We start from the raw sequence: 19,235 nt of genomic DNA, 5'->3' as shown, positions 1-19,235 counted from the left end.
CCATCAGCAGCGTGACGTCCGCGACCCCAACGCACAGCGACTGACCACGCACCACGCAACCATCACGATCCCAAAAATCAGGGTTTCTGGAGGGGGCCAGCTGCGCCACCCCAGGAAGCCGAGCCAATGGCCGTATCCCTCGCCATACTTCTCGACCGAGCCGGGCCTCAGGTGGGCGGCCAGGCTGCGGCCGGTGATGCGGCCACGGCCCCGCGGCGCCAGCGCGGCTTTCCAGCGGCGGCGGGGATCGACGGCGCGGCTCACGGCGCCACCTCCCGCGCCTTGCGCGACCGGCGCTTCGGCAGCTTGCCCCAAGCCGTCGCGGCGATGGTGCGCGTGGCGGACTTCTCCTTCAGGATGGTGCCGTCGAACCGCGTCGCCACCGCCGCGGTCTCGAACTCGACATAGAACGCCATGGTGGTCCGCACGTCGCGATGACCGAGGAGACGCCGGACATCCTCGTAGTGTCCGGGATGCACCTTCAGGTACATCCAGGCGGCGAGGCGGCGCAGCAGGTGCAGGTTGGTGCGGACGCCGCAGTATTCCGCGATCGTCTTCACCAGGGCGGCGGAGAGGCCGTTGTGGCTGCGGCACCCCGTGCCGCCCTCGCCGGGCAGGAGGAAGGGGTTGGTGGCGTCCGCGATCGCCGAGCGGAACCTGCGAACGTATTCGTCGATCAGCGCCGCCGAGCGCGCCGGTACCGGCCAGTCGATGCTGTTCCCGGCCTTCATGTTGTCCGGGTGGAGGACCAACCGCGCCGGGATCCTCGGCTTCAGTTCCCCCACATGGCTGATGATGCCGACGACGCGGTTGTTGCCCTGCGGCCCGGCAAGCACTTCCATCGCCTTGTCAAGGGCCTCCTCGTCCAGGCTGCCGAACTCCTCGTCCACCAGCAGGGCGTCCACCGGCCGCGCGCCAGCATGGGCCTGCACGGTATCCGCCAGCCCACGCGCCAGCGCGAGCGCGACGCAGAAGCCTTCGCCCCCCGAGAGCGTGGCGGCAGGCCGGTCCTGGCCGGTCCATTCATCGAGCACCTCGATGCCGAGCCCTGCGGCGCCGTTGGCCCACAGTGGCTCCTCCCGCCGCCGGAACCCGGTAGCGCCCGCCGAGCATGCGCTCCAGGTGGTCGTTGGCGGCGGCCAGCGCCTCATCGAGCAGGCTCGCGAGGACGAAGCCCTCGAACGACAGGCGCAGCGGGTTCTGCCGGGTCACGAGCACGCATCGATGCAGCGGGGCGAATGCGCGTGGGGACCGGGTCGCTATCGCTCCAAGCTCAACGCCGTGCGCGGCGGGCTGTCTTGCGCTTAGCCGGTGCCTTGGACCGCTTTGCCGTCGGTGCGACGAGAATGGGCTCGGCTGCGGGGATGCCGTCCGTCCCGACATAACGCTGGAGCGTCGCGCCGGCGGCAAGGTGCGGGTAGGCCTTGGGACCTTTCGGCCATGTCCCCGCGAAGGCGGCGACTTCGGCGTGATCGTGTCTACGGATGGTCTGGACGAGGAAGGACGTCGCCTGCGCCGGCCGCAACCGCTGTTGGCGCAGCAGGCGAAGGTGCCATTCGCGGGCACGCAGGGGGCACCAATCCACCAAGGCTTCCTGCAGGGCCAAGCGCACCTCGACGGGCAGTTCCTCATACGCCCGGTAGGGATCGCCCTTCAGCTTGCTGTAGGGCTTGGTCGCCGTGCTGTTGTCCATCGCCGGCTTCTACCGAAGGGATGCCTTCGGGGAAACCTGAGCGCCAACCGCCTGGTGCTCGGCACCCATGCCGCGGCGTTGGACGAGGTCGCGGTTCCGCCCTCATGGCTGGTCGCTGTCACGACCGTCAGGCAGCGCCCTTGCCCCTCCGTTCAAGGAAGGCAAACGACATCCAGGTCGCCGAGTAGCAAGCGCCTCAGCCAATCGGCAAAACGCGGCGCAAGGAAGCCAGGAGAAGATCCTTACCCGTACGCTCTGGCTGAACTGCCGACTTCGGGACCTCGCCCTGAGAGCCCATCCGGGAAGTTTGGATTCAGCTTGAGGGCTTTGCTGCGAGGCGCCGGAGCATGTTGCGGATCATGGCCATGCGGACGAAGGCGGCGGCGATGCGGCAGAGTCGCTTGAAGTCGTGGGCCAGCCGCCGGTTGCGGCTGATCCAACCAATGGTGCGCTCGACGATCCAACGCCTCGGCGGCACGACGAATTTGTGCTTGTCGCAGCGCCGAACGATCTCGATCTCCCACCTGCCGGCGCGGGCGACGGCGGCCGCCATCTTCGGTCCCTGATAGCCCGTGTCACCAATGATGCGCTCGACGAAGGGGAACAGCCTGCGCGCCTGACGCAGCAGCGGTTCGGCGCCATCACGATCCTGCACGCTGGCGGGATGCACGATCACCGCGAGCAGCATGCCGATGGTGTCGGTCAGCCGCCATCGAGTGATCCACGTGGAATTTGATGGGTCACGGCCAAATGGTCCGTTCCTGAGCCGATCGAAGTCATCGTGGCTGGCAGGATTTCAGGGGTTGGCGGCCGATAGCCGAGCGCGGAATGTGGCCGCACCCGGTTGTAGTGGCGCCGCCATTCCTCGATCAGTACCTGCGCCTCCCGGAGGGCGTTGAACACGTCGCCGTTCAACAGTTCGTCGCGCAGCTTGCCGTTGAAGGATTCGACGTGCCCCATTCTCGCATGGGCTCGCCTTCTCGATGTAGGCGGTGCGTGCACCCACGCCAACGATCCACGCCTTCACCGCCTCGGCGATGAACTCCGGCCCCTGGTCCGAGCGGATATGAGCGGGCGTCCCCTGCGCGGGGAACAGGTCCGCCAGCACGTCGATCACGTCCGACGAGCTCAGCCGGCGCGCCACCCGGATCGCCAGCGCCTCGCGCGTGAACTCGTCCACCACCCACAGCATGCGGAGCTTCCGCCCTTCCTGCGTGCGGTCCCCGACGAAACCGTACGCCCAGACGCGGTTCGCACGCTCCGGCAGCAGCCGAATGCACGAGCCGTCCGCCAATCACAGCCTGCTGCGCCTCGGCTACCGTTGCGACGCCTGCAGCCCCTCCCGGCGCCAGATGCGCTTCACCTGCCTGCGGTTCACCGCCCAGCCCGCATCCCGCAGCAGTGCCGTGATCCGCCGGTAGCCGTATCGCCCGTAGCGCTTCGCTAGCTCAACGCGGTCGGCCTTCAGAGTGCCTCATCGTCGGCGCCCCCCCGTGGCGCCTTCCGCTGCGCCGATCTGTGCTGCCCCAGCGTCGCGCAGCCCTTCCGCCCCGACACGCCAAGGTCTTCAGGATCAGTTCTCGAGCGTCAGGTCCGAGATCGCCTTGCGCAGCCGCGCATTACCCCGCTCCAGCCCCTTCAGTCGCCGCACCTGGTCCAGCTTCAGACCGCCGAACTCCGCGCATCGGCGATAATAGGGTCGGCCCCGTTACCCCGATCGCACGTACCGCTTGGGTCACCATCTTCCCCTTGGCCAACAACCACCTCCGCCTGCCGGAGCTTCGCCACGATCTCCTCAGGCGTGTGCGCGTTCTTCCGCGCCATCACCAAACCTCCCCTTGTCACCGCCGAGCTACATGACCGGCGGACCGCTCCCAAGGGGTCAGGTCCGCTCACACGGGACGGTGCGCATCGACCACGAAGCTGACTGAGCCCCATGTCGCGGATCACCTTCAGCATCTCAGGCTTGCCCACGTCCGGGGTCCCCCCTGGCGCTTCCGGGCGTTGCCGACTGTCTGGTTGCAACTTTGGTGACTTGCCAGTGTCCAAATCCTGCTTCTTACTTCTCCCGGCCGAGATCGAAGGATCCCAATGGCAGGGTACTCTGGCTTCCGCGTCCTCACAGAGGGGCTGCGCGGCAACACCGGCTGGAAGCCAGCATGGCGCAAGGCAACGCCAAAGCCAGCCTACGACGTCATCGTCGTCGGCGGCGGCGGCCACGGGCTGGCAACCGCCTTCTACCTCGCCTCCGTGCACGGGATCGCCAATGTCGCGGTGCTGGAGCGTGGGCTGATCGGCCAGGGCAACACCGGGCGCAACACCACCATCGTGCGGTCGAACTATCTCCTGCCCGAGAACAACAACTTCTACGAGCACTCCCTGAAGCTCTGGGAAGGGCTGGAACAGTCGCTCAACTACAACGTCATGATGAGCCAACGCGGCGTCATCAATCTCTTTCACAGTGATGCCCAGAAGCACGCCGCGCTGCGTCGCGGCAACTCGATGCGGCTGAACGGCATCGATGCCGAGATCCTCGACCCCGCCGGCGTGAAGGCGATGTGCCCGATCATCGACGTCGACAATGGGCGCTACCCGGTGTTGGGCGGCCTGCTGCAGCGGCGCGGCGGGACGGCGCGCCACGATGCGGTGGCCTGGGGCTTCGCGCATGCTGCCGACGCGCGCGGCGTCGACATCATCGAGCAGTGCGAAGTGACCGGCATGATCGTCGAAGGCGGCGCCATCCGGGGCGTTCGCACCACGCGCGGCGAGATCCGGGCGCCCAAGGTCGGTCTCGCCGTCGCGGGCAGCACCAGCACGCTCACGGCCATGGCCGGCTTCGACGTGCCGATCGAGACGCACCTGCTGCAGGCCTTCGTCAGCGAAGGGTTGAAGCCGCTGATCGACTGCGTTGTCACCTTCGGGGCCGGGCATTTCTACGTGAGCCAGTCCGACAAGGGCGGGCTGGTCTACGGCGGCGGGCTGGATGGCTATCCATCCTACGGGCAACGCGGCACGCTGCCGACAGCGGAGCACGTCTATGCCGCCGGCATCAGCATGATCCCCGCGCTCGGCCGGCTGCGCGGACTGCGCTCGTGGGCGGGCGTGATGGACATGACGCCGGATGGCTCGCACTACATCTGCAAGACACCGGTGCACGGGCTCTACATGACTGCGGGCTGGTGCTACGGCGGCTTCAAGGCGACGCCAGGCTCCGGCTGGTGTCACGCCTGGACGATCGCGAAGGACGAGCCGCACCGGCTCAACGCCGCGCACACGCTGGACAGGTTCCGCGAGGGCCGCATGCTCGACGAGCGGGGCAACGGCCCCTACTTCTGGGCGCACTAGAGATGCTGCGGATCACCTGCCCCCACTGCGGGGCGCGCGACGAGTTGGAATTCTCCTACCGCGGCGATGCCACCGTCACGCGTCCGGGACCCGATGCCGACGCTGGCGCCTTCCATGACTACCTCTACCTGCGCCGCAACCCGCGCGGCTGGCAGGTCGAGTGGTGGCAGCACAATGGTGGCTGTCGCGCCTTCCTGAAGGTGTTGCGCCATACCGTGACGCATGAGGTCCGCGCGGTGGCCGCCGCCACCGAGACGCTGGAGGTGCCCGGGGCATGAGCCAGCGCTTCCGCCTTCCCGCCGGCGGGCATGTCGACCGTTCCCGTCGCCTGGCGTTCACCTTCGACGGGCGCCGCTTCGAAGGACATGAGGGCGATACCCTCGCCGCTGCGCTGCTTGCGAACGGTGTGCGGCTGGTCGGGCGCTCCTTCAAGTATCACCGGCCGCGCGGGATCTTCTCGGCAGGCGTCGAGGAACCGAACGCCCTGGTCGAACTGCGCGACGGCACGCGGCGCGAACCGAACACGCGTGCGACCGTGGTCGAACTCTTCGACGGCCTTGCCGCCACCAGCCAGAACCACCGGGGCTCGTTGGCCTTCGACTGGATGGCGGTGAACGGCGTGCTCGCGCCCTGGATCGGTGCGGGCTTCTACTACAAGACCTTCATGTGGCCCGCCGCGTTCTGGGAACGGGTCTACGAGCCGATGATCCGCAAGGCGGCCGGTCTCGGCCGGGCCTCGGGCCAACCCGATCCGGACTGGTACGAAGCCGCACACGCGCATTGCGACGTGCTGGTGGTGGGCGCCGGCGCGGCCGGCCTGGCGGCGGCGCGTGCCGCCGGCGCGACAGGCGCGCGGGTGATCCTGGCGGAACAGGATTTCCTGTTCGGCGGCGACCTGTTGAACGAGCCGGAACTCGAGCCCTGGCGGGGCGAGGCGATCGCCGCGCTGCAGGCGATGCCGGAGGTCACGCTGCTGCCGCGCACGACCGTCTTCGGTTTCTACGACCAGGGCGTGCTCGGCGCGGTCGAGCGCGTGGCGGACCACCTGCCGCAGCCGCCCACCCACACGCCCCGCCAGCGCTACTGGACGATCCGTGCGAAGGAGGTCGTGCTCGCCACCGGCGCGCATGAGCGGCTGATCGCCTTCCCCGGCAATGACCGGCCCGGCGTGATGCTGGCCGGCGCCGCGCGGACCTATGCGCGCCGCTTCGGCGTGAAGGCGGGCGAGACGGCAGTGCTCTTCGCCACGCATGACGCGGCCTACGATGCCGCCTTCGCGCTGGCCGAGGCCGGCACGCGCATCGCAGCCATCATCGACCCGCGTGCCGACAGCGCGGCGATGCAACGCGCGCGGCAGGCAGGCTTCACTGTCCAGGCGGGCAGCGTCGTCACCGGCACCGTCGGCGGCAACGCGCTGCGCGGCGTGGAGACGGGGGTCGCGGGCAGCGGCGGCCGCGCCAATGCCGTCGCGGCGGACCTGCTGCTGGTTTCGGGGGGCTGGAACCCCGCCGTGCACCTGGCCAGCATGTCCGGCGCGGCGCTTGCCTGGGACGAGGCATTGCTCGCCTTCGTGCCCGCGGCCGCAGTGCAACGGGAACGCAGCGCGGGCGCCTGTCGTGGCGTGCATGGCATCGGCGCGGCGGCGGCGGATGGCGCGGCGGCCGGTCGTGCCGCGGCGATCGCGGCAGGCTTCGCGCCAGCCGCGGACGTCCTGCCGCCCGATACCCCCGCGCCGGACCACCGCCCTTACGAACTCTGGGAAGTGAAGGGCCGCGGCAAGGCGTTCGTCGATATCCAGGACGACGTCACCGCCGATGACATCCGCCTCGCGCACCGCGAGGGTTTCAGCCACATCGAGCACGCGAAGCGCTACACCACCCACGCCATGGGCACCGACCAGGGCAAGACCGGCGGACTGGTCGGCGCCGCCGTGCTGGCCGAGGCGCGCCGAGAGCCCGTGGCGAAGGTCGGCCTGCCGCGCTTCCGGCCCTACACTTCCCCGGTCACCTGGGGCGCGATCGCCGGCGGTGAGGTCGGCCAGCACTTCCAGCCAGTGCGCCGGACCGCGTTGCATGGTGTGCATGAGGCGCTCGGCGCGGTGTGGATGGATGCGGGGCTGTGGAAACGCCCAGCCTACTACGCGAATCCCGGCGATGCCGATGCCTGGGCGAGCGTGCTGCGCGAGGCGCGCGCGGTGCGCGAGCGCGTCGGTGTCTGCGACGTCTCGACCCTCGGCAAGATCGTGGTGGAAGGGCCGGATGCGGCGACCTTCCTGGATCGCGTCTACGCCAACACCTTCTCGACCCTGCAGGTCGGGCGCGCGCGCTACGGGCTGATGCTGCGCGAGGATGGCCTCGTCTTCGACGACGGGACCACGACGCGCCTAGCGCCGGACCGCTTCTTCGTCACCACCACCACGGCGCAGGCCGGGCCGGTGATGCAGCACCTCGAATTCCACCATGCGAGCGCCTGGCCGGACCTCGATGTCAGCCTCGCCAGCGTGACCGACCAGTGGGCGGCGATGTCCATCGCCGGACCGAAGGCCCGAGACGTGGTGGCCGCGGTGGTGCAGGGGATCGACCTGTCGAACGCGGCCTTTCCCTTCATGGCCGTCGCCGACTGCATGGCGGCAGGCGTGCCGGCGCGGGTCTTCCGCATCTCCTTCTCCGGCGAACTGGCCTATGAGGTCGCGGTGCCGGCAGGCTACGCGGCGACGGTATGGCAAGCCGTGATGACTGCCGGCGTGCCGCACGGCATCGAACCCTATGGCGTGGAGGCGCTCGGCCTGCTGCGCATCGAGAAGGGCCACGTGGCCGGCGCGGAGATCAACGGCCAGACCACGGCGCAGGATCTCGGGCTGGGCCGCATGCTGAAGAAGAAAGGCGATTTCATCGGCCGGACGCTGGCGCAGCGACCGGGTTTGACGGATCCTGCGCGGCCCCGCCTGGTCGGGCTGCGCAGCGTGGATCCCGCCCGCCAGATCCGCGCCGGCAGCCACCTGCTGGTGGATGGCCGCAGCCAGGGCTGGATCACCAGCGTGACGCAGTCTGTCGTCGATCCCGGCTGGATCGGCCTCGGCATGCTGCGGGAGGGGGAGGCGCGCATCGGCAGCAGCATCATCGCCGCCAACCCGCTGATGGGTGAGGAGGTGCCGGTGAAGGTGGTCAGCCCGCATGGCTATGACGCGGAGAACCTCCGTGTCCGCGCCTGAGCCCGTCCATCCGCTCGCCGCCGTCGCGCGCGGCCGCCACGGCGCAGCGGGTGCGGCGCCGCTGCGCGTTGCGTTGCCGGCGCGCGAGATCGTGCAGGTGATGCTGCGGCGCGGCCAGGACGCCGCCTTCGCGGCCGCGATGCGCGCCGCCTTGGGCATGGATCCGCCGGGGCCGGGACAAGCCGTGTCCGGCAGCGCCGTCACGGCGATCTGGACGCAGCCGGGGCACTGGCTGCTTACGGCGGCGCGCCGCAATGAAGGCGCGCTCGCCGCGCGCGCCGCGGAAGCCTTCGCGGGCATGGCCGCGGTCGCGGACCAGAGCCATGGCCGCACGACGATCGTCCTCTCCGGCTCGGCAGCGCGCGAGGCCCTGTCGCGCGGCTGCCGCCTCGACCTGCATCCGCGTGCCTTCGGGCAGGGCCGCGCGGCGCATACGCCGATCGCGCAGATCGGTTGCCTGGTCCACCAGACCGACGATGCGCCGACCTTCGAACTGACGGTCTTCTCGACGCTGGCCGAGCCCTTCCTCCACTGGCTGCTGGAGGCCGGCGCCGCCTACGGGGTAGAGATCGCATGAGCGCGGCGGCGAGCCTTCCGGAGAACGCCGGAGCGGCTGCCGCCGAAGCCCCGCTGCTCAGCGTCAGCGACCTGACGTTGCACATCCCAATGCCGCCGCATGTGCTGCGCGCGGTGGACGGTGTTTCCTTCGATCTGCGGCGCGGCGAGACCCTCGGACTCGTCGGCGAGAGCGGAAGCGGCAAGACGCTGACCGCGCTGATGCTGATGCGGCTGCTGGAACCCCCGCTGGCGGCCTTGCCGAAGGGCCGGGTCCAGTTCGGCGACACGGACCTGATGGCGCTGGACGAGGCGCGCATGTCCGCGCTGCGCGGCCGTGCCATCTCCATGGTGTTCCAGGAACCGATGACCTCGCTGAACCCGGTGATGACGGTGGGGCGGCAGATCGCCGAGCCGCTGGTCCGGCATCTCGGGCTGTCTGCCCGCGAGGCGGCGGCGCGCGCCGAGGAGATGCTGCGGCTCGTGCAGATTCCGGATCCGGCGCGGGTTGCGCGGGCCTATCCGCATCTTCTTTCGGGCGGCATGCGCCAGCGGGTGATGATCGCCATCGCGCTGGCCTGCCGGCCTGCGGTGCTGGTGGCCGACGAGCCGACCACCGCGCTCGACGTCACGGTGCAGGCGCAGATCCTGGAACTGCTGGGCGAACTGCAGCGGGAGATGGGCAGCGCCATCCTGCTGATCACCCACGACCTGGCCGTGATCGCGGAGACCGCGCACCGCGTCGCGGTGATGTATGCCGGCCGGATTGTCGAGGAGGCACCGGTCGCTGCGCTCTTCGCCGCCCCCCGTCATCCCTACACGCGCGGCCTGCTGGCCTCGATCCCGAAGATCGAGCGCGTGCCGGCACCGACGCTGCCGGAGATCCCCGGCATGGTGCCTGGTGCGGCCGACCGCCCCCGCGGCTGCGCCTTCATGCCGCGCTGCGCCCGCGCGGTCTCCGGCTGCGCCGCGGAAGCGCCGCCCCTGGACCCGATCGCGCCCGGCCATCGCGTAGCCTGCTGGAATCCGGCCAATGGCTGAAACGCTGCTGAAGGTCTCCGGCCTCGAGGTCCATTTCCCGATCCGCTCTGCCTTCCTGCGGCGGCGCATCGGCACGGTGCGTGCGGTGGACGGCGTGGACATCGAGGTCGCGCGCGGGGAGACGCTCGCACTGGTGGGCGAAAGCGGCTGCGGCAAGACCACCACGGGCAAGGCGATCCTGCGCCTGATCGATCCCACCCGCGGGTCCATCCGCTTCGACGGGGAGGAGATCGCGCGCCACGGTGCGGCACGGCTCGCGCCCTTCCGCCGCCGCATGCAGATCGTCTTCCAGGATCCCTTCGCGAGCCTGAATCCGCGCATGACGGTGGGCGGCATCCTCGCCGCGCCTTTCGAGATCCATCGCATCGGCACGCCCGCCGACCGCCCGGAGCGCATTGCCGCGCTGCTGCGCACCGTCGGCCTGCGGCCCGAGGCCGCGCGCCGCTACCCGCACGAGTTCAGCGGCGGGCAGCGGCAGCGCATCGGCATCGCGCGCGCCCTCGCGCTGGAACCGGAACTCATCATCGGCGACGAGCCGGTCTCGGCGCTCGACGTCTCCATCCAGGCGCAGGTCATCAACCTGATGAAGCGGCTGCAGGCGGAACGCGGCCTTGCCTACATCATGATCTCCCACAACCTCGCCGTGGTCAGCCATGTCGCGGACCGCGTGGCGGTGATGTATCTCGGCCGGGTGGTTGAAACCGCCCCGCGCGAGACGCTCTTCTTCGGCGCGCGGCATCCCTATACGCAGGCGCTGCTCTCCGCTGTCCCGGAACCCGTGCCGGGGCTCCGCCGCACGCGCCAGGTGCTGCAGGGCGACGTGCCGAGTCCCGCAAGGCCGCCCACCGGCTGCCACTTCCATCTGCGCTGCCCGATCGCGCAGGCGCGCTGCGCGCAGGAGGCGCCAGCGCAACGCATCATCGCCCCCGGGCATGCGGTCGCCTGCCATCTGGTGGCGCCATGATCGGCTTCATTGCTTGGCGACTGCTGCAGGCCATCCCGCTGCTGATCGGCGTCTCGCTGATCGCCTTCGGACTGATGCACCTCGCACCCGGGGGGCCTCTGGCGGTCTATACCCTCAACCCGTCGATCCAGGCGCAGGACATCGAGCGCGTGAAGATCATCTTCGGCCTCGACCAGCCGATCTACGTCCAGTACCTGAAATGGGCGAGCGGCATCTTCTCCGGCAACTGGGGCTATACCTTCTTCGGCGGCCGCCCGGTGCTGGGAGTGATCCTCGAGCGCCTGCCGGCGACCATGCTGCTGATGGGCTCGGCGCTCTCAGTGGCCATCGTCCTCGGCCTGTCGATCGGCGTGCTCGGCGCGGTGAAGCGCTATTCGGTCTTCGACGTGCTGGCGACGTCTGGGGCACTTTTCGCGCTGTCCTTCCCCACCTTCTGGTTCGGACTGATGGCGATCTTCGTGTTCGCCATCCAACTCCGCTGGCTTCCCTCCGGCGGCATGTGGGAACTGGGGGAGGAAGGAAACATCATCTCCCTCCTGCAACACCTGGTGCTGCCGACCCTCGTGCTGGCGCTGGTCATCACCGCGACCTGGAGCCGTTATTCGCGCTCCGCCTTCCTCGAGGTGATGCAGCAGGACTACATGCGCACTGCGCGCGCCAAGGGCTTGCCGCCGGCGGCGCGGCTGATGCGTCATGCCTTTCCCAACGCCGCCAAGCCACTGATCGCGCTGCTGGGGGTGGAACTGCCCTTCCTCTTTTCCGGCGCGCTGGTGACCGAGACGATCTTCGGATGGCCCGGCATGGGGCGGCTCTTCGTCGATGCGCTGAACATGAAGGAATACCCGATCCTGATGGGCATGATGATGTTCACCGCCATTTTCGTGATCATCGGCAACCTGCTCGCCGACCTCGCCATCGCCGTGATCGACCCGCGGGTACGCCTGCGATGAACGTGACTGCCGTCGCATCGGAAAGCCAAGCCGGCCGCATCTGGACGCGGTTCCGCCAGCACCGCCTGGCGCTGGCCGGCGGGCTGGTGGTGGCGCTGCTGCTGGCTTCAGCGCTCTTCGCCCCGCTCCTGGCACCGCAGGACCCGACCCTGCTCGACACCGCGCTGCGCTTCCGGCCGCCCTTCGCGGATTGGGCGCTGCCATTGGGCACGGACGAACTCGGGCGCGACACGCTGTCGCGGCTGCTCTACGGGGGGCGGGTCTCGCTGACGGTCGGGCTCGTGGCAATGGTCACGACGGTCGTGACCGGGGCTGTGATCGGCATCGCGGCGGGGTTCCTTGGCGGGCTCGTCGACAACCTGCTGATGCGCTTCGTCGACACCATGCTGTGCTTCCCGCAGGTCTTCCTGCTGCTGGTCGTCGCCGCCTTCGTGCCGCCGACGCTGCTGTCGATCTCGCTGGTGATCGGGCTGACATCGTGGATGGAAGTCAGCCGCATCGTGCGCGCCGAGATCCTGCACCTGAAGGAACAGGATTTCGTCGCGGCGGCGCGCGCGCTCGGCGCCTCGCGCGCCCGGATCATGTTCCGCGAATTGCTACCGAATGCGGCGGCGCCCATCCTGGTGGCGGCGACGCTGAAGGTCGCCTCGGCCGTGCTGATGGAGAGCTACATCTCCTACCTCGGCTACGGCGTGCAGCCGCCGCTCGCCTCCTGGGGCAACATGCTCACCAATGCCCAGGGCTATTTTGATACCGTGCCGTGGCTCGCCATCCTGCCCGGGGCGGCGATCACGCTGACGGTGATGGGTTTCAACTTCCTGGGCGACGGGCTTCGCGACGCGCTCGACCCGCGCCTTCGCATGGATCCATGACTAAAAAAATAGGGAGGCTCGCGACATGACCATCAGGATTCCACGCCGTGGCGTTCTTGCCGGGTCCGCCACGCTGCTCGCCGCGCCGGCCGTCTGGGGGCAGTCCATCAACCGGGACCGCATCATCCTCGCGATGACGCAGGAACCGGTCCAGTTCAACCCGCTGCTCTACGTCAACGCGGGCACCGAGAACGTTCCCGAAGCCTGCATGTTCGACGCGCTGTGGGACGTGAACGAGAAGGGCGACTTCATCCCGAACCTGGCCGCCCAGGTGCCGTCCCGTCAGAACGGAGGCATCTCCGCAGACGGCCTGACCTGGACGGTCAACCTCAAGCGCGATGTGAAATGGTCCGACGGCCAGCCCTTCACCGCAAAGGACGTCGAGTTCACCTACCAGACCATCATGAACTCGAACGTGGCCGTGCGCAGCCGTTCGGGCTTCGACCTGATCAAGGCCTTCCGCGTGAAGGACGACCACACGGTCGAGATGGAGCTCTCCCGCCCCTTCGTGCCGTTCCTCTGGGCGTGGCAGAACATGCACATCGTCCCGCAGCACATCCTGGGGCGTGAGCAGAACATCCAGACCGCGGCCTTCAACAGCCAGCCGATCGGCACGGGGCCCTACCTGCTGCGCAGCCGCACCGCCGGCAGCCACATGGTCTATGAGCGCAACCCGAACTACCACCGCGGCCCGGCCAAGGTGCGCCAGTTCATCCACAAGTTCGTGCCGGACCAGATGGCCGCCTATGGCCAGGCACGGACGGGCGAGGTGGACTACTTCGCCCTCGGCGGTGTGCCGCCCGATCGCTGGACCGAATCGCGCGCCTTCCCAGACCGCGACTTTCTCGTCTACCCCACGCCGAACGTGCAGTTCATCTACTACAACTGCGGCAAGCCGCAGTTCGCCGACCCGCGGGTGCGCAAGGCGCTGACCATGGCGACGCAAATGCAGAAGTCGATCGACGACATCTACTTCGGCACCTGGCCGCGAACGCTATCCTACCTGCAGCCGACGCACTGGGCCTACAACCGCGACCTGCGCGATTACACCAACGATGCGGCCGGCGCGGAGCGCCTGCTCGACGAGGCTGGCTGGCGGCGTGGCCCGGATGGCATCCGCGCCAAGGACGGCGTGCAGCTGAAGTTCACCATGTCCACCACGGCCGGCAACACGGCCCGGCAGGGCTGCCAGGCGCTGTTCCAGCAGAACTGGAAGGCGATCGGCGTGGAGATGGAGATCCGCAACATGCCCGCCTCGGTCGTGTGGGGCGAGTACACGACGCAGTCGCGCTTCGACACGCTACTGGTGGCCTGGGACCCGACGGTTGGCCTTGATCCCGACTACACCGCGCGCTGCCATTCCAAGATGATCCCGGTGAAGCATCGCCAGGGGTCGAACTACGTCCAGTACGAGAATGCGGAGGTCGACCGCCTGCTGGAACTTGGCGTGACGCAGACCGAGCAGGCCGACCGCATCACCACCTACAAGCAGATCCAGGCCATCCTGCACGAGGAAGTCCCCTTCGCCGCGCAGGGCGGTTCGGTGCAGGGGCACCTGAAGCGCAAGCAGCTGCAGGGACCGACGCCGAACCAGTACGTCACGGACATCACCTGGAACGTGCAGGACTGGCACTGGGCCTGATCCGGCCCGAGTGGCGGATCACGCCGGCAGGGCGTCCCAGCCCTGCCGGCTGCGCCAGTCCAGCGGCAGGTTGCCGAAGCGCGAGAGCTTCAACTGCGACAGGTCCGCGAAATCGCAACGGCCCTGGGTCACGAGTTGCGCCAGCGCGCGCCCGGTGGCCGGCGAGAGGCCGAACCCGACCGAGGACATGCTGGCGACCACGACATTCCCCGGATCCTCAAGCCGGTCGAGGATCGGCCGGCCATCCGGCGTATTCTCCACGATCCCGCCCCAGGACCGGATGACGCGCACATGGCCGAGCCGGGGGAACAATTCGTTCAGCCGCCGCGCCAGGCTGGCGACGACGGGGGAATTCACCGGGCGCGGCGTCGCCTCCCCATCGAGGTCGATCCATTCGTGCGGCCCGCCGCCATAGGCGAGGTTGCCGCGCAGCGTCTGCCGGCCATAGAGGCCATTGCCGTCCACGCCGCCCATCGCGACCGGCGGCAGCGGTTCGGTGACGATCATCTCGACGCGCGCCGGCGCCATCGGCACGCGGTGGCCGAGCGGCGCGGCCAATGCCGCCGTATGTGGGCCCGCGGCGATCACCACGGCGTCGCAGCCGATCTCGCCGGCGCTGGTCTCGACCGCAACGGCGCGTCCGCCCTGCGTGCGGATACCGCGCACGGCGGTGTGCTGCAGGATGCGCCCGCCATGGCGTTCGACCGCCCAGGCGTAAGCCTGGCTGGTGCGCTGCGGATTGGCGTGACCGCCATACTTCCAGTGGATGCCGCCGACCGCGTTGTCGCCGACCCAGGGCACGAGGTCGCGCAGTTCCGCCCGGTCGAGCGGCGCCGCCTCGAAGCCCTGGTCGGTGGCGAGGCGCGTGACCTTCCACAGCCGGTCGAACTGCCCTTCATCCAGCGCCACCTTCAGCCGGTGCGGCCGCCATTCCGTGGGGTGGCCGAGCAACTCGTCCATCATCGGCCACAGGCGCTGCTCCTCGCGGAACAGCGGGGAGTAGGGATGGGTGCAGCCGCCGCCGTTGCGTCCCGATGCCTCCCAGCCGACGATGCCCTTCTCGACCACCGTGACGGCGTGACCCTCGCGCGCCAGCCAGAAGGCGGTGGACAGGCCGGTGACGCCGCCGCCGGCGATGACGATCACTTCACCACGTCCTCTCCGCTGAGACGGCCGCCGATGAACTCGGCATTGTCCGGCACCGGTTCCCAATGCGGCAGCCATTGTGCCGCGATGCCGAACCAGCCGGTCCAGTTGGCGCGCAGCGCGGGGTCTTCCTCCAGCGCCGCGAGCACCGACAGCGGCAATGGCCGCACCGGCGCACGATGGGAAGCGAGGGGCGCAGGACGATCCTGAGAGAGCAGGGCGTGCACGCTCTCGCGGCACCGGCGGCCCTGGCACGGTCCCATGCCCGCGCGCGTCAGGCGCTTCACCTGGTCCTGGTTCAGGACGCCGAGCGCGCCAAGGCCGGCCTCCGGTCCCGCGGCGCCGAGATAGCGCGGCGGGCGTAAGGCGCGCAGATCACCGGCCGAGACATCCTCGCAGGCGCAGACCAGCGCATGATCCTCTGCCAGAGCCAGGTCGAGCCAGGCGCCGCGTTCCGCCGGCGCGGTGCCCGCCGCGTCGCCGACCACGGCAACGGGACCCTGCGCCGCCGCCGCGAAGCCCCCGCGCGCCGGATCCCAGGCGACCGGACAGCCGAGGAGTTCCGGCAGATCGACCATCGGCACGGTGTCCACGGCCATGACCACGGTGTCGCAGGCAATCTCGCGCCAGATCTCCCTGTCGCGCCAGCCGATCCCCGTCACTTCGTCGAACCCTTCGATGCGCAGCGGCACCGGGGACGCGAGGTGCAGCACGGGATCGAGGCCGGCGGCACGCGCTGCGGCGACCGCACCTTCGGCGAGCGCGCCGCCACCGATCACCACGATGCGCCGACCGGAGAAGGCGCCGTAGAGCCGCAGCAGCGCATCGAAGCCCTGCGCGCCGACCACGCCGGGCAAGGTCCATCCGGCACAGGGAATGACCACGTCGCGCGCGCCGATGGCGAGCGTGATCCGCTCGCAGCCGACGAGCCAGGCGGCTTCACGATCTGCAAGCCCGATGACGGGGGCCGCGAAGACGCGGCTAGCCGGACCCTTGACGAAGCCGCCCCAGGCTGCTGTGCCGAGCGCCACCTCCACCCCTTCCTCCATAGCCGCGACCAGGTCGGAGCGAGCGGCGACGACGCGTTCTTCCATGCGTGCGGCATTGCGGATGCCGGCATCGAAGCGCGCACCGAAGAGATAGGGGACATCGAGCCCGAACAGTCCGGGATCGAGCGGGTGCTCGTCCACCAGCAGCGTTCTCGCGCCCGAGGCCACGGTGGCGCGTGCCGCGGCGACGCCAGCCTTGCCCGCCCCGATCACCACGTGGTCGAACTGCCCGCGAAGCGGAAAGTTCTTGCCGGCGACGGAGGTCGGGTCTGCGTTCACCACGAGAGGAACGATACAGCGGGCATCACACGTCGAGATTCGCCACCTTCAGCGCATTGCCGACGATGAACTCGCGGCGCGGCTCCACGACGTCGCCCATCAGGGTCGAGAAGATCTGCTCGGCATCGTCGACGTCCTCGATCCTCACCTTGAGCAGCGTGCGCGCCGCGGGATCCAGCGTCGTCTTCCAGAGCTGGTCCGGGTTCATCTCGCCCAGCCCCTTGAAGCGCTGGATGGCGAGGCCCTTGCGGCCTTCCGCGATCAGCCGATCGAAGGCCTGCAAGGGCCCATGGACGGCGTGCTCCTGCGCGCCCAGCGCCAGCATGGCCGGCTTCTCGCCGAAGTCGCGCGCCAAGCGGTCGCGGCGCTCGTCGAGCCATCGCGCATCCGCGCTCCGCAGCGCGGTGGCGTCCAGCGTATGGCGTTCGCCTACGCCGCGCACGGTGCGCGCGACGGTCAGCCCGGCGGCATCGGCGCTCGCGACCCAGCCGCGCTCATTCACCGGTGCCAGCGCATTAAGCCGGGCCGCCAGCGCCTGCGTCGCGCCGGTCGCTCGCGCGGCGTCGTTCGTCAGCGCGCCGACCACCGCGGCCTGTTCGACGATATCTGCCGGCACGGCGCCGGCGAGGCGACGAATGCGCGCCGCCGACTGGCGGAAGTATTCCTCCTCGGCGCGCAGGTCATCGGCCTCCAGGAGGCGCCCGTCGACATACCGGACGGAGGCGCCGTGCAGCGCCTTCTCCAACAGGTAGTCCTCAAGCGCGCGGTCATCCTTCAGGTAGCGTTCCTCGCTGCCGCGCTTGGCGCGGTAGAGCGGTGGCTGCGCAATGTAGAGATGCCCGCGCGCGATCAGTTCCGGCATCTGCCGGAAGAAGAAGGTCAGCAGCAGAGTGCGGATGTGGGACCCGTCCACATCCGCGTCGGTCATGATGACGATGCGGTGGTAGCGCAGCTTGTCGGGGTCGAAGCCGCCCTCATTCGCCTCCCCGCGCCCGATGCCGGTACCAAGGGCGGTGATCAGCGTGCCGATCTCCGCGCTGGAGAGCATCTTGTCGAAGCGCGCGCGCTCCACGTTCAGGATCTTGCCCTTGAGCGGCAGGATCGCCTGGAAGGCGCGGTCGCGGCCCTGCTTCGCGGAACCACCGGCCGAGTCGCCCTCGACGATGAAGAGTTCGCTCTTCGAAGGATCGCGTTCCTGGCAGTCCGCGAGCTTGCCGGGCAGGGAGGAGACGTCGAGCACGCCCTTGCGGCGCGTCAACTCGCGCGCCTTGCGCGCCGCCTCGCGCGCCGCGGCGGCGTCCATGATCTTGCCGACGACATCCTTGGCTTCCTTCGGATGCGTCTCGAACCAATGGGTCAGCGCATCGGCGCAGGCGGCCTGCACGACCGGCTGCACTTCCGAGGAAACCAGCTTCTCCTTGGTCTGGCTCGAGAACTTCGGGTCCGGCACCTTCACCGACAGCACGGCGGTCAGGCCTTCGCGCATGTCCTCGCCGGCGAGCGCGACCTTGTCCTTCTTCGCGAGCCCTTCCGCCACCTTGCCCATCACGCGCGTCAGCGCCTGGCGGAAGCCCGCCAGATGCGTGCCGCCATCCCGCTGCGGGATGTTGTTCGTGAAGCAGAGCATCGTCTCGTGGTAGGAATCGTTCCAGCGCAGCGCGAGCTCCACGCGGATGCCGTCCTGATTCTTCGCGGTCAGGCTGATCGGCGCGCTGAAGACCGGGTTCTTCCCCCGGTCGAGCCATTCGACGAAGGCGACCAGGCCGCCGTCGAAGTGGAAGGCCGTCTCCTGCACTTCCGGATTGCGCTCGTCGCGCAGCGTGATCCGCAGCCCGGAATTGAGGAAGGCGAGTTCGCGCAGGCGCCGTTCCAGCACCGCGAAATCGAACTCCGTCCTGGTGAAGGTCAGCGTGGAGGGCTTGAAGGTCACCTCCGTGCCGCCCGGCCGGTCGGACGGGCCGACGAGTTCGCAGGGCACCACCGTATCGCCGTGCTCGAAGCGCAGATGGTACTCGTTGCCGTCGCGCCAGATGCGCACCTCCATCCATTCGGAGAGCGCGTTGACCACCGCGGCGCCGACGCCGTGCAGGCCGCCCGAGACCTTGTAGGAATTCTGGTTGAACTTGCCGCCAGCATGCAGGCGCGTCAGCACGACCTCAGCCGCGGAGACGCCTTCCTCCGGGTGGATGTCCACCGGGATGCCGCGTCCGTCGTCGCGCACCGTGACGGAGCCGTCGCCGTTCAGCGTGACGTGGCAGCATGTCGCGTAGCCGGCCTGCGCCTCGTCCACCGCGTTGTCGATGATCTCGGTCGCCATGTGGTGCAGGCCGGAACCGTCATCGGTATCGCCGATGTACATGCCAGGCCGCTTCCGCACGGCTTCGAGCCCGCGAAGTACGGTGATGGAAGCGCTGTCGTAGGCGTCGGACTCGGGACGCGCGGGCTCGCTCATGCGGCGCGCTCACTCCTGGCTGGAAGGGGGATCAAG

Annotated in this window: 15 protein-coding genes and 1 pseudogene; 9 read left to right on the top strand and 7 right to left on the bottom strand. The window is 69.2% G+C overall.

All coding sequences use genetic code 11. The annotated features are described in order from the left end of the window. Positions 1 to 260 precede the first annotated feature (260 nt). The 4 genes and pseudogenes from GXW76_RS08015 to GXW76_RS08000 all read right to left on the bottom strand — a co-directional run bounded on the left by GXW76_RS08015 (position 261) and on the right by GXW76_RS08000 (position 3,517). A complete protein-coding gene (locus GXW76_RS08015; RefSeq protein WP_211861478.1) occupies positions 261 to 1,151 on the bottom strand; it encodes an SbcC/MukB-like Walker B domain-containing protein in 891 nt (296 codons plus the stop codon). 122 nt (positions 1,152 to 1,273) lie between these two features. Beyond that, entirely contained in the window at positions 1,274 to 1,693 is a 420-nt protein-coding gene (locus GXW76_RS08010) for a DUF6525 family protein (protein WP_211861477.1), read from the bottom strand. Positions 1,694 to 2,006: 313 nt separating this feature from the next. Beyond that, positions 2,007 to 2,387, bottom strand: a complete 381-nt coding sequence (locus GXW76_RS08005) for a transposase (protein WP_338150916.1) — start codon at positions 2,385 to 2,387, stop codon at positions 2,007 to 2,009. 8 nt (positions 2,388 to 2,395) lie between these two features. After that, positions 2,396 to 3,517, bottom strand: a pseudogene (locus tag GXW76_RS08000) (IS3 family transposase). 267 nt (positions 3,518 to 3,784) lie between these two features. Between GXW76_RS08000 and GXW76_RS07995 the strand changes: the two are divergent. The 9 genes from GXW76_RS07995 to GXW76_RS07955 are packed head-to-tail and all read left to right on the top strand — an operon-like array spanning position 3,785 to position 14,273. Beyond that, a complete protein-coding gene (locus GXW76_RS07995; RefSeq protein ID WP_211861475.1) occupies positions 3,785 to 5,038 on the top strand; it encodes a sarcosine oxidase subunit beta family protein in 1,254 nt (417 codons plus the stop codon). A gap of 2 nt (positions 5,039 to 5,040) precedes the next feature. After that, complete coding sequence (locus tag GXW76_RS07990) at positions 5,041 to 5,316, top strand: sarcosine oxidase subunit delta (protein WP_246514011.1); 276 nt, start codon at positions 5,041 to 5,043, stop codon at positions 5,314 to 5,316. Beyond that, the gene (locus GXW76_RS07985) at positions 5,313 to 8,249 is read left to right on the top strand and encodes a sarcosine oxidase subunit alpha family protein (protein WP_211861474.1); all 2,937 of its coding nucleotides are present in this window, start codon (positions 5,313 to 5,315) and stop codon (positions 8,247 to 8,249) included. The genes GXW76_RS07990 and GXW76_RS07985 overlap by 4 nt, the downstream gene beginning before the upstream one ends. After that, positions 8,236 to 8,826 carry a sarcosine oxidase subunit gamma gene (locus tag GXW76_RS07980; protein WP_211861473.1) on the top strand — a complete coding sequence of 197 codons (591 nt, stop codon included), beginning with the start codon at positions 8,236 to 8,238 and terminating at the stop codon, positions 8,824 to 8,826. Before GXW76_RS07985 ends, GXW76_RS07980 begins: the two co-directional genes overlap by 14 nt. Beyond that, a complete protein-coding gene (locus GXW76_RS07975; protein WP_246514010.1) occupies positions 8,823 to 9,845 on the top strand; it encodes an ABC transporter ATP-binding protein in 1,023 nt (340 codons plus the stop codon). The genes GXW76_RS07980 and GXW76_RS07975 overlap by 4 nt, the downstream gene beginning before the upstream one ends. After that, positions 9,838 to 10,809 (top strand): ABC transporter ATP-binding protein, encoded by a 972-nt coding sequence (locus tag GXW76_RS07970; RefSeq protein ID WP_211861472.1) that lies wholly within the window; start codon positions 9,838 to 9,840, stop codon positions 10,807 to 10,809. Before GXW76_RS07975 ends, GXW76_RS07970 begins: the two co-directional genes overlap by 8 nt. Then, positions 10,806 to 11,759: an ABC transporter permease gene (locus GXW76_RS07965; protein ID WP_211861471.1), complete on the top strand. Its 954-nt coding sequence runs from the start codon at positions 10,806 to 10,808 to the stop codon at positions 11,757 to 11,759. The genes GXW76_RS07970 and GXW76_RS07965 overlap by 4 nt, the downstream gene beginning before the upstream one ends. Next, a complete protein-coding gene (locus GXW76_RS07960; protein WP_211861470.1) occupies positions 11,756 to 12,631 on the top strand; it encodes an ABC transporter permease in 876 nt (291 codons plus the stop codon). The genes GXW76_RS07965 and GXW76_RS07960 overlap by 4 nt, the downstream gene beginning before the upstream one ends. A 25-nt stretch (positions 12,632 to 12,656) precedes the next feature. Further along, positions 12,657 to 14,273: a peptide ABC transporter substrate-binding protein gene (locus GXW76_RS07955; RefSeq protein WP_211861469.1), complete on the top strand. Its 1,617-nt coding sequence runs from the start codon at positions 12,657 to 12,659 to the stop codon at positions 14,271 to 14,273. A gap of 18 nt (positions 14,274 to 14,291) precedes the next feature. On the opposite strand, the gene GXW76_RS07950 is transcribed toward GXW76_RS07955, so the two are convergent. From GXW76_RS07950 to gyrB, 3 genes are read right to left on the bottom strand one after another with little or no spacing between them, the layout of a single operon-like run. Then, complete coding sequence (locus GXW76_RS07950; protein ID WP_338150915.1) at positions 14,292 to 15,419, bottom strand: NAD(P)/FAD-dependent oxidoreductase; 1,128 nt, start codon at positions 15,417 to 15,419, stop codon at positions 14,292 to 14,294. Further along, positions 15,416 to 16,747, bottom strand: coding sequence for a (2Fe-2S)-binding protein (locus tag GXW76_RS26140; RefSeq protein WP_211861467.1), 1,332 nt, complete (start codon positions 16,745 to 16,747; stop codon positions 15,416 to 15,418). The genes GXW76_RS07950 and GXW76_RS26140 overlap by 4 nt, the downstream gene beginning before the upstream one ends. 25 nt (positions 16,748 to 16,772) lie before the next feature. Further along, on the bottom strand, positions 16,773 to 19,199 hold the full coding sequence (gene gyrB / locus GXW76_RS07940) for a DNA topoisomerase (ATP-hydrolyzing) subunit B (protein ID WP_211861466.1): 2,427 nt from the start codon (positions 19,197 to 19,199) through the stop codon (positions 16,773 to 16,775). Positions 19,200 to 19,235 lie beyond the last annotated feature (36 nt).

This window comes from Neoroseomonas soli (assembly GCF_018129065.1).
Classification (GTDB): Bacteria; Pseudomonadota; Alphaproteobacteria; order Acetobacterales; family Acetobacteraceae; genus Neoroseomonas; species Neoroseomonas soli.
This window is presented reverse-complemented; position numbering and strand designations above follow the sequence as displayed.

What these genes read in the sequence shown, in the direction of transcription:
- GXW76_RS07995 (WP_211861475.1), top strand. Translation starts at nt 3,785, where the DNA reads ATGGCAGGGTACTCTGGCTTCCGCGTCCTCACAGAGGGGCTGCGCGGC.
- GXW76_RS07975 (WP_246514010.1), top strand. Translation starts at nt 8,823, where the DNA reads ATGAGCGCGGCGGCGAGCCTTCCGGAGAACGCCGGAGCGGCTGCCGCC.
- gyrB (WP_211861466.1), bottom strand. Translation starts at nt 19,199, where the DNA reads ATGAGCGAGCCCGCGCGTCCCGAGTCCGACGCCTACGACAGCGCTTCC.
- GXW76_RS07965 (WP_211861471.1), top strand. Translation starts at nt 10,806, where the DNA reads ATGATCGGCTTCATTGCTTGGCGACTGCTGCAGGCCATCCCGCTGCTG.
- GXW76_RS07960 (WP_211861470.1), top strand. Translation starts at nt 11,756, where the DNA reads ATGAACGTGACTGCCGTCGCATCGGAAAGCCAAGCCGGCCGCATCTGG.
- GXW76_RS08015 (WP_211861478.1), bottom strand. Translation starts at nt 1,151, where the DNA reads ATGAGGCGCTGGCCGCCGCCAACGACCACCTGGAGCGCATGCTCGGCG.
- GXW76_RS07970 (WP_211861472.1), top strand. Translation starts at nt 9,838, where the DNA reads ATGGCTGAAACGCTGCTGAAGGTCTCCGGCCTCGAGGTCCATTTCCCG.
- GXW76_RS07990 (WP_246514011.1), top strand. Translation starts at nt 5,041, where the DNA reads ATGCTGCGGATCACCTGCCCCCACTGCGGGGCGCGCGACGAGTTGGAA.
- GXW76_RS07985 (WP_211861474.1), top strand. Translation starts at nt 5,313, where the DNA reads ATGAGCCAGCGCTTCCGCCTTCCCGCCGGCGGGCATGTCGACCGTTCC.
- GXW76_RS08010 (WP_211861477.1), bottom strand. Translation starts at nt 1,693, where the DNA reads ATGGACAACAGCACGGCGACCAAGCCCTACAGCAAGCTGAAGGGCGAT.
- GXW76_RS07955 (WP_211861469.1), top strand. Translation starts at nt 12,657, where the DNA reads ATGACCATCAGGATTCCACGCCGTGGCGTTCTTGCCGGGTCCGCCACG.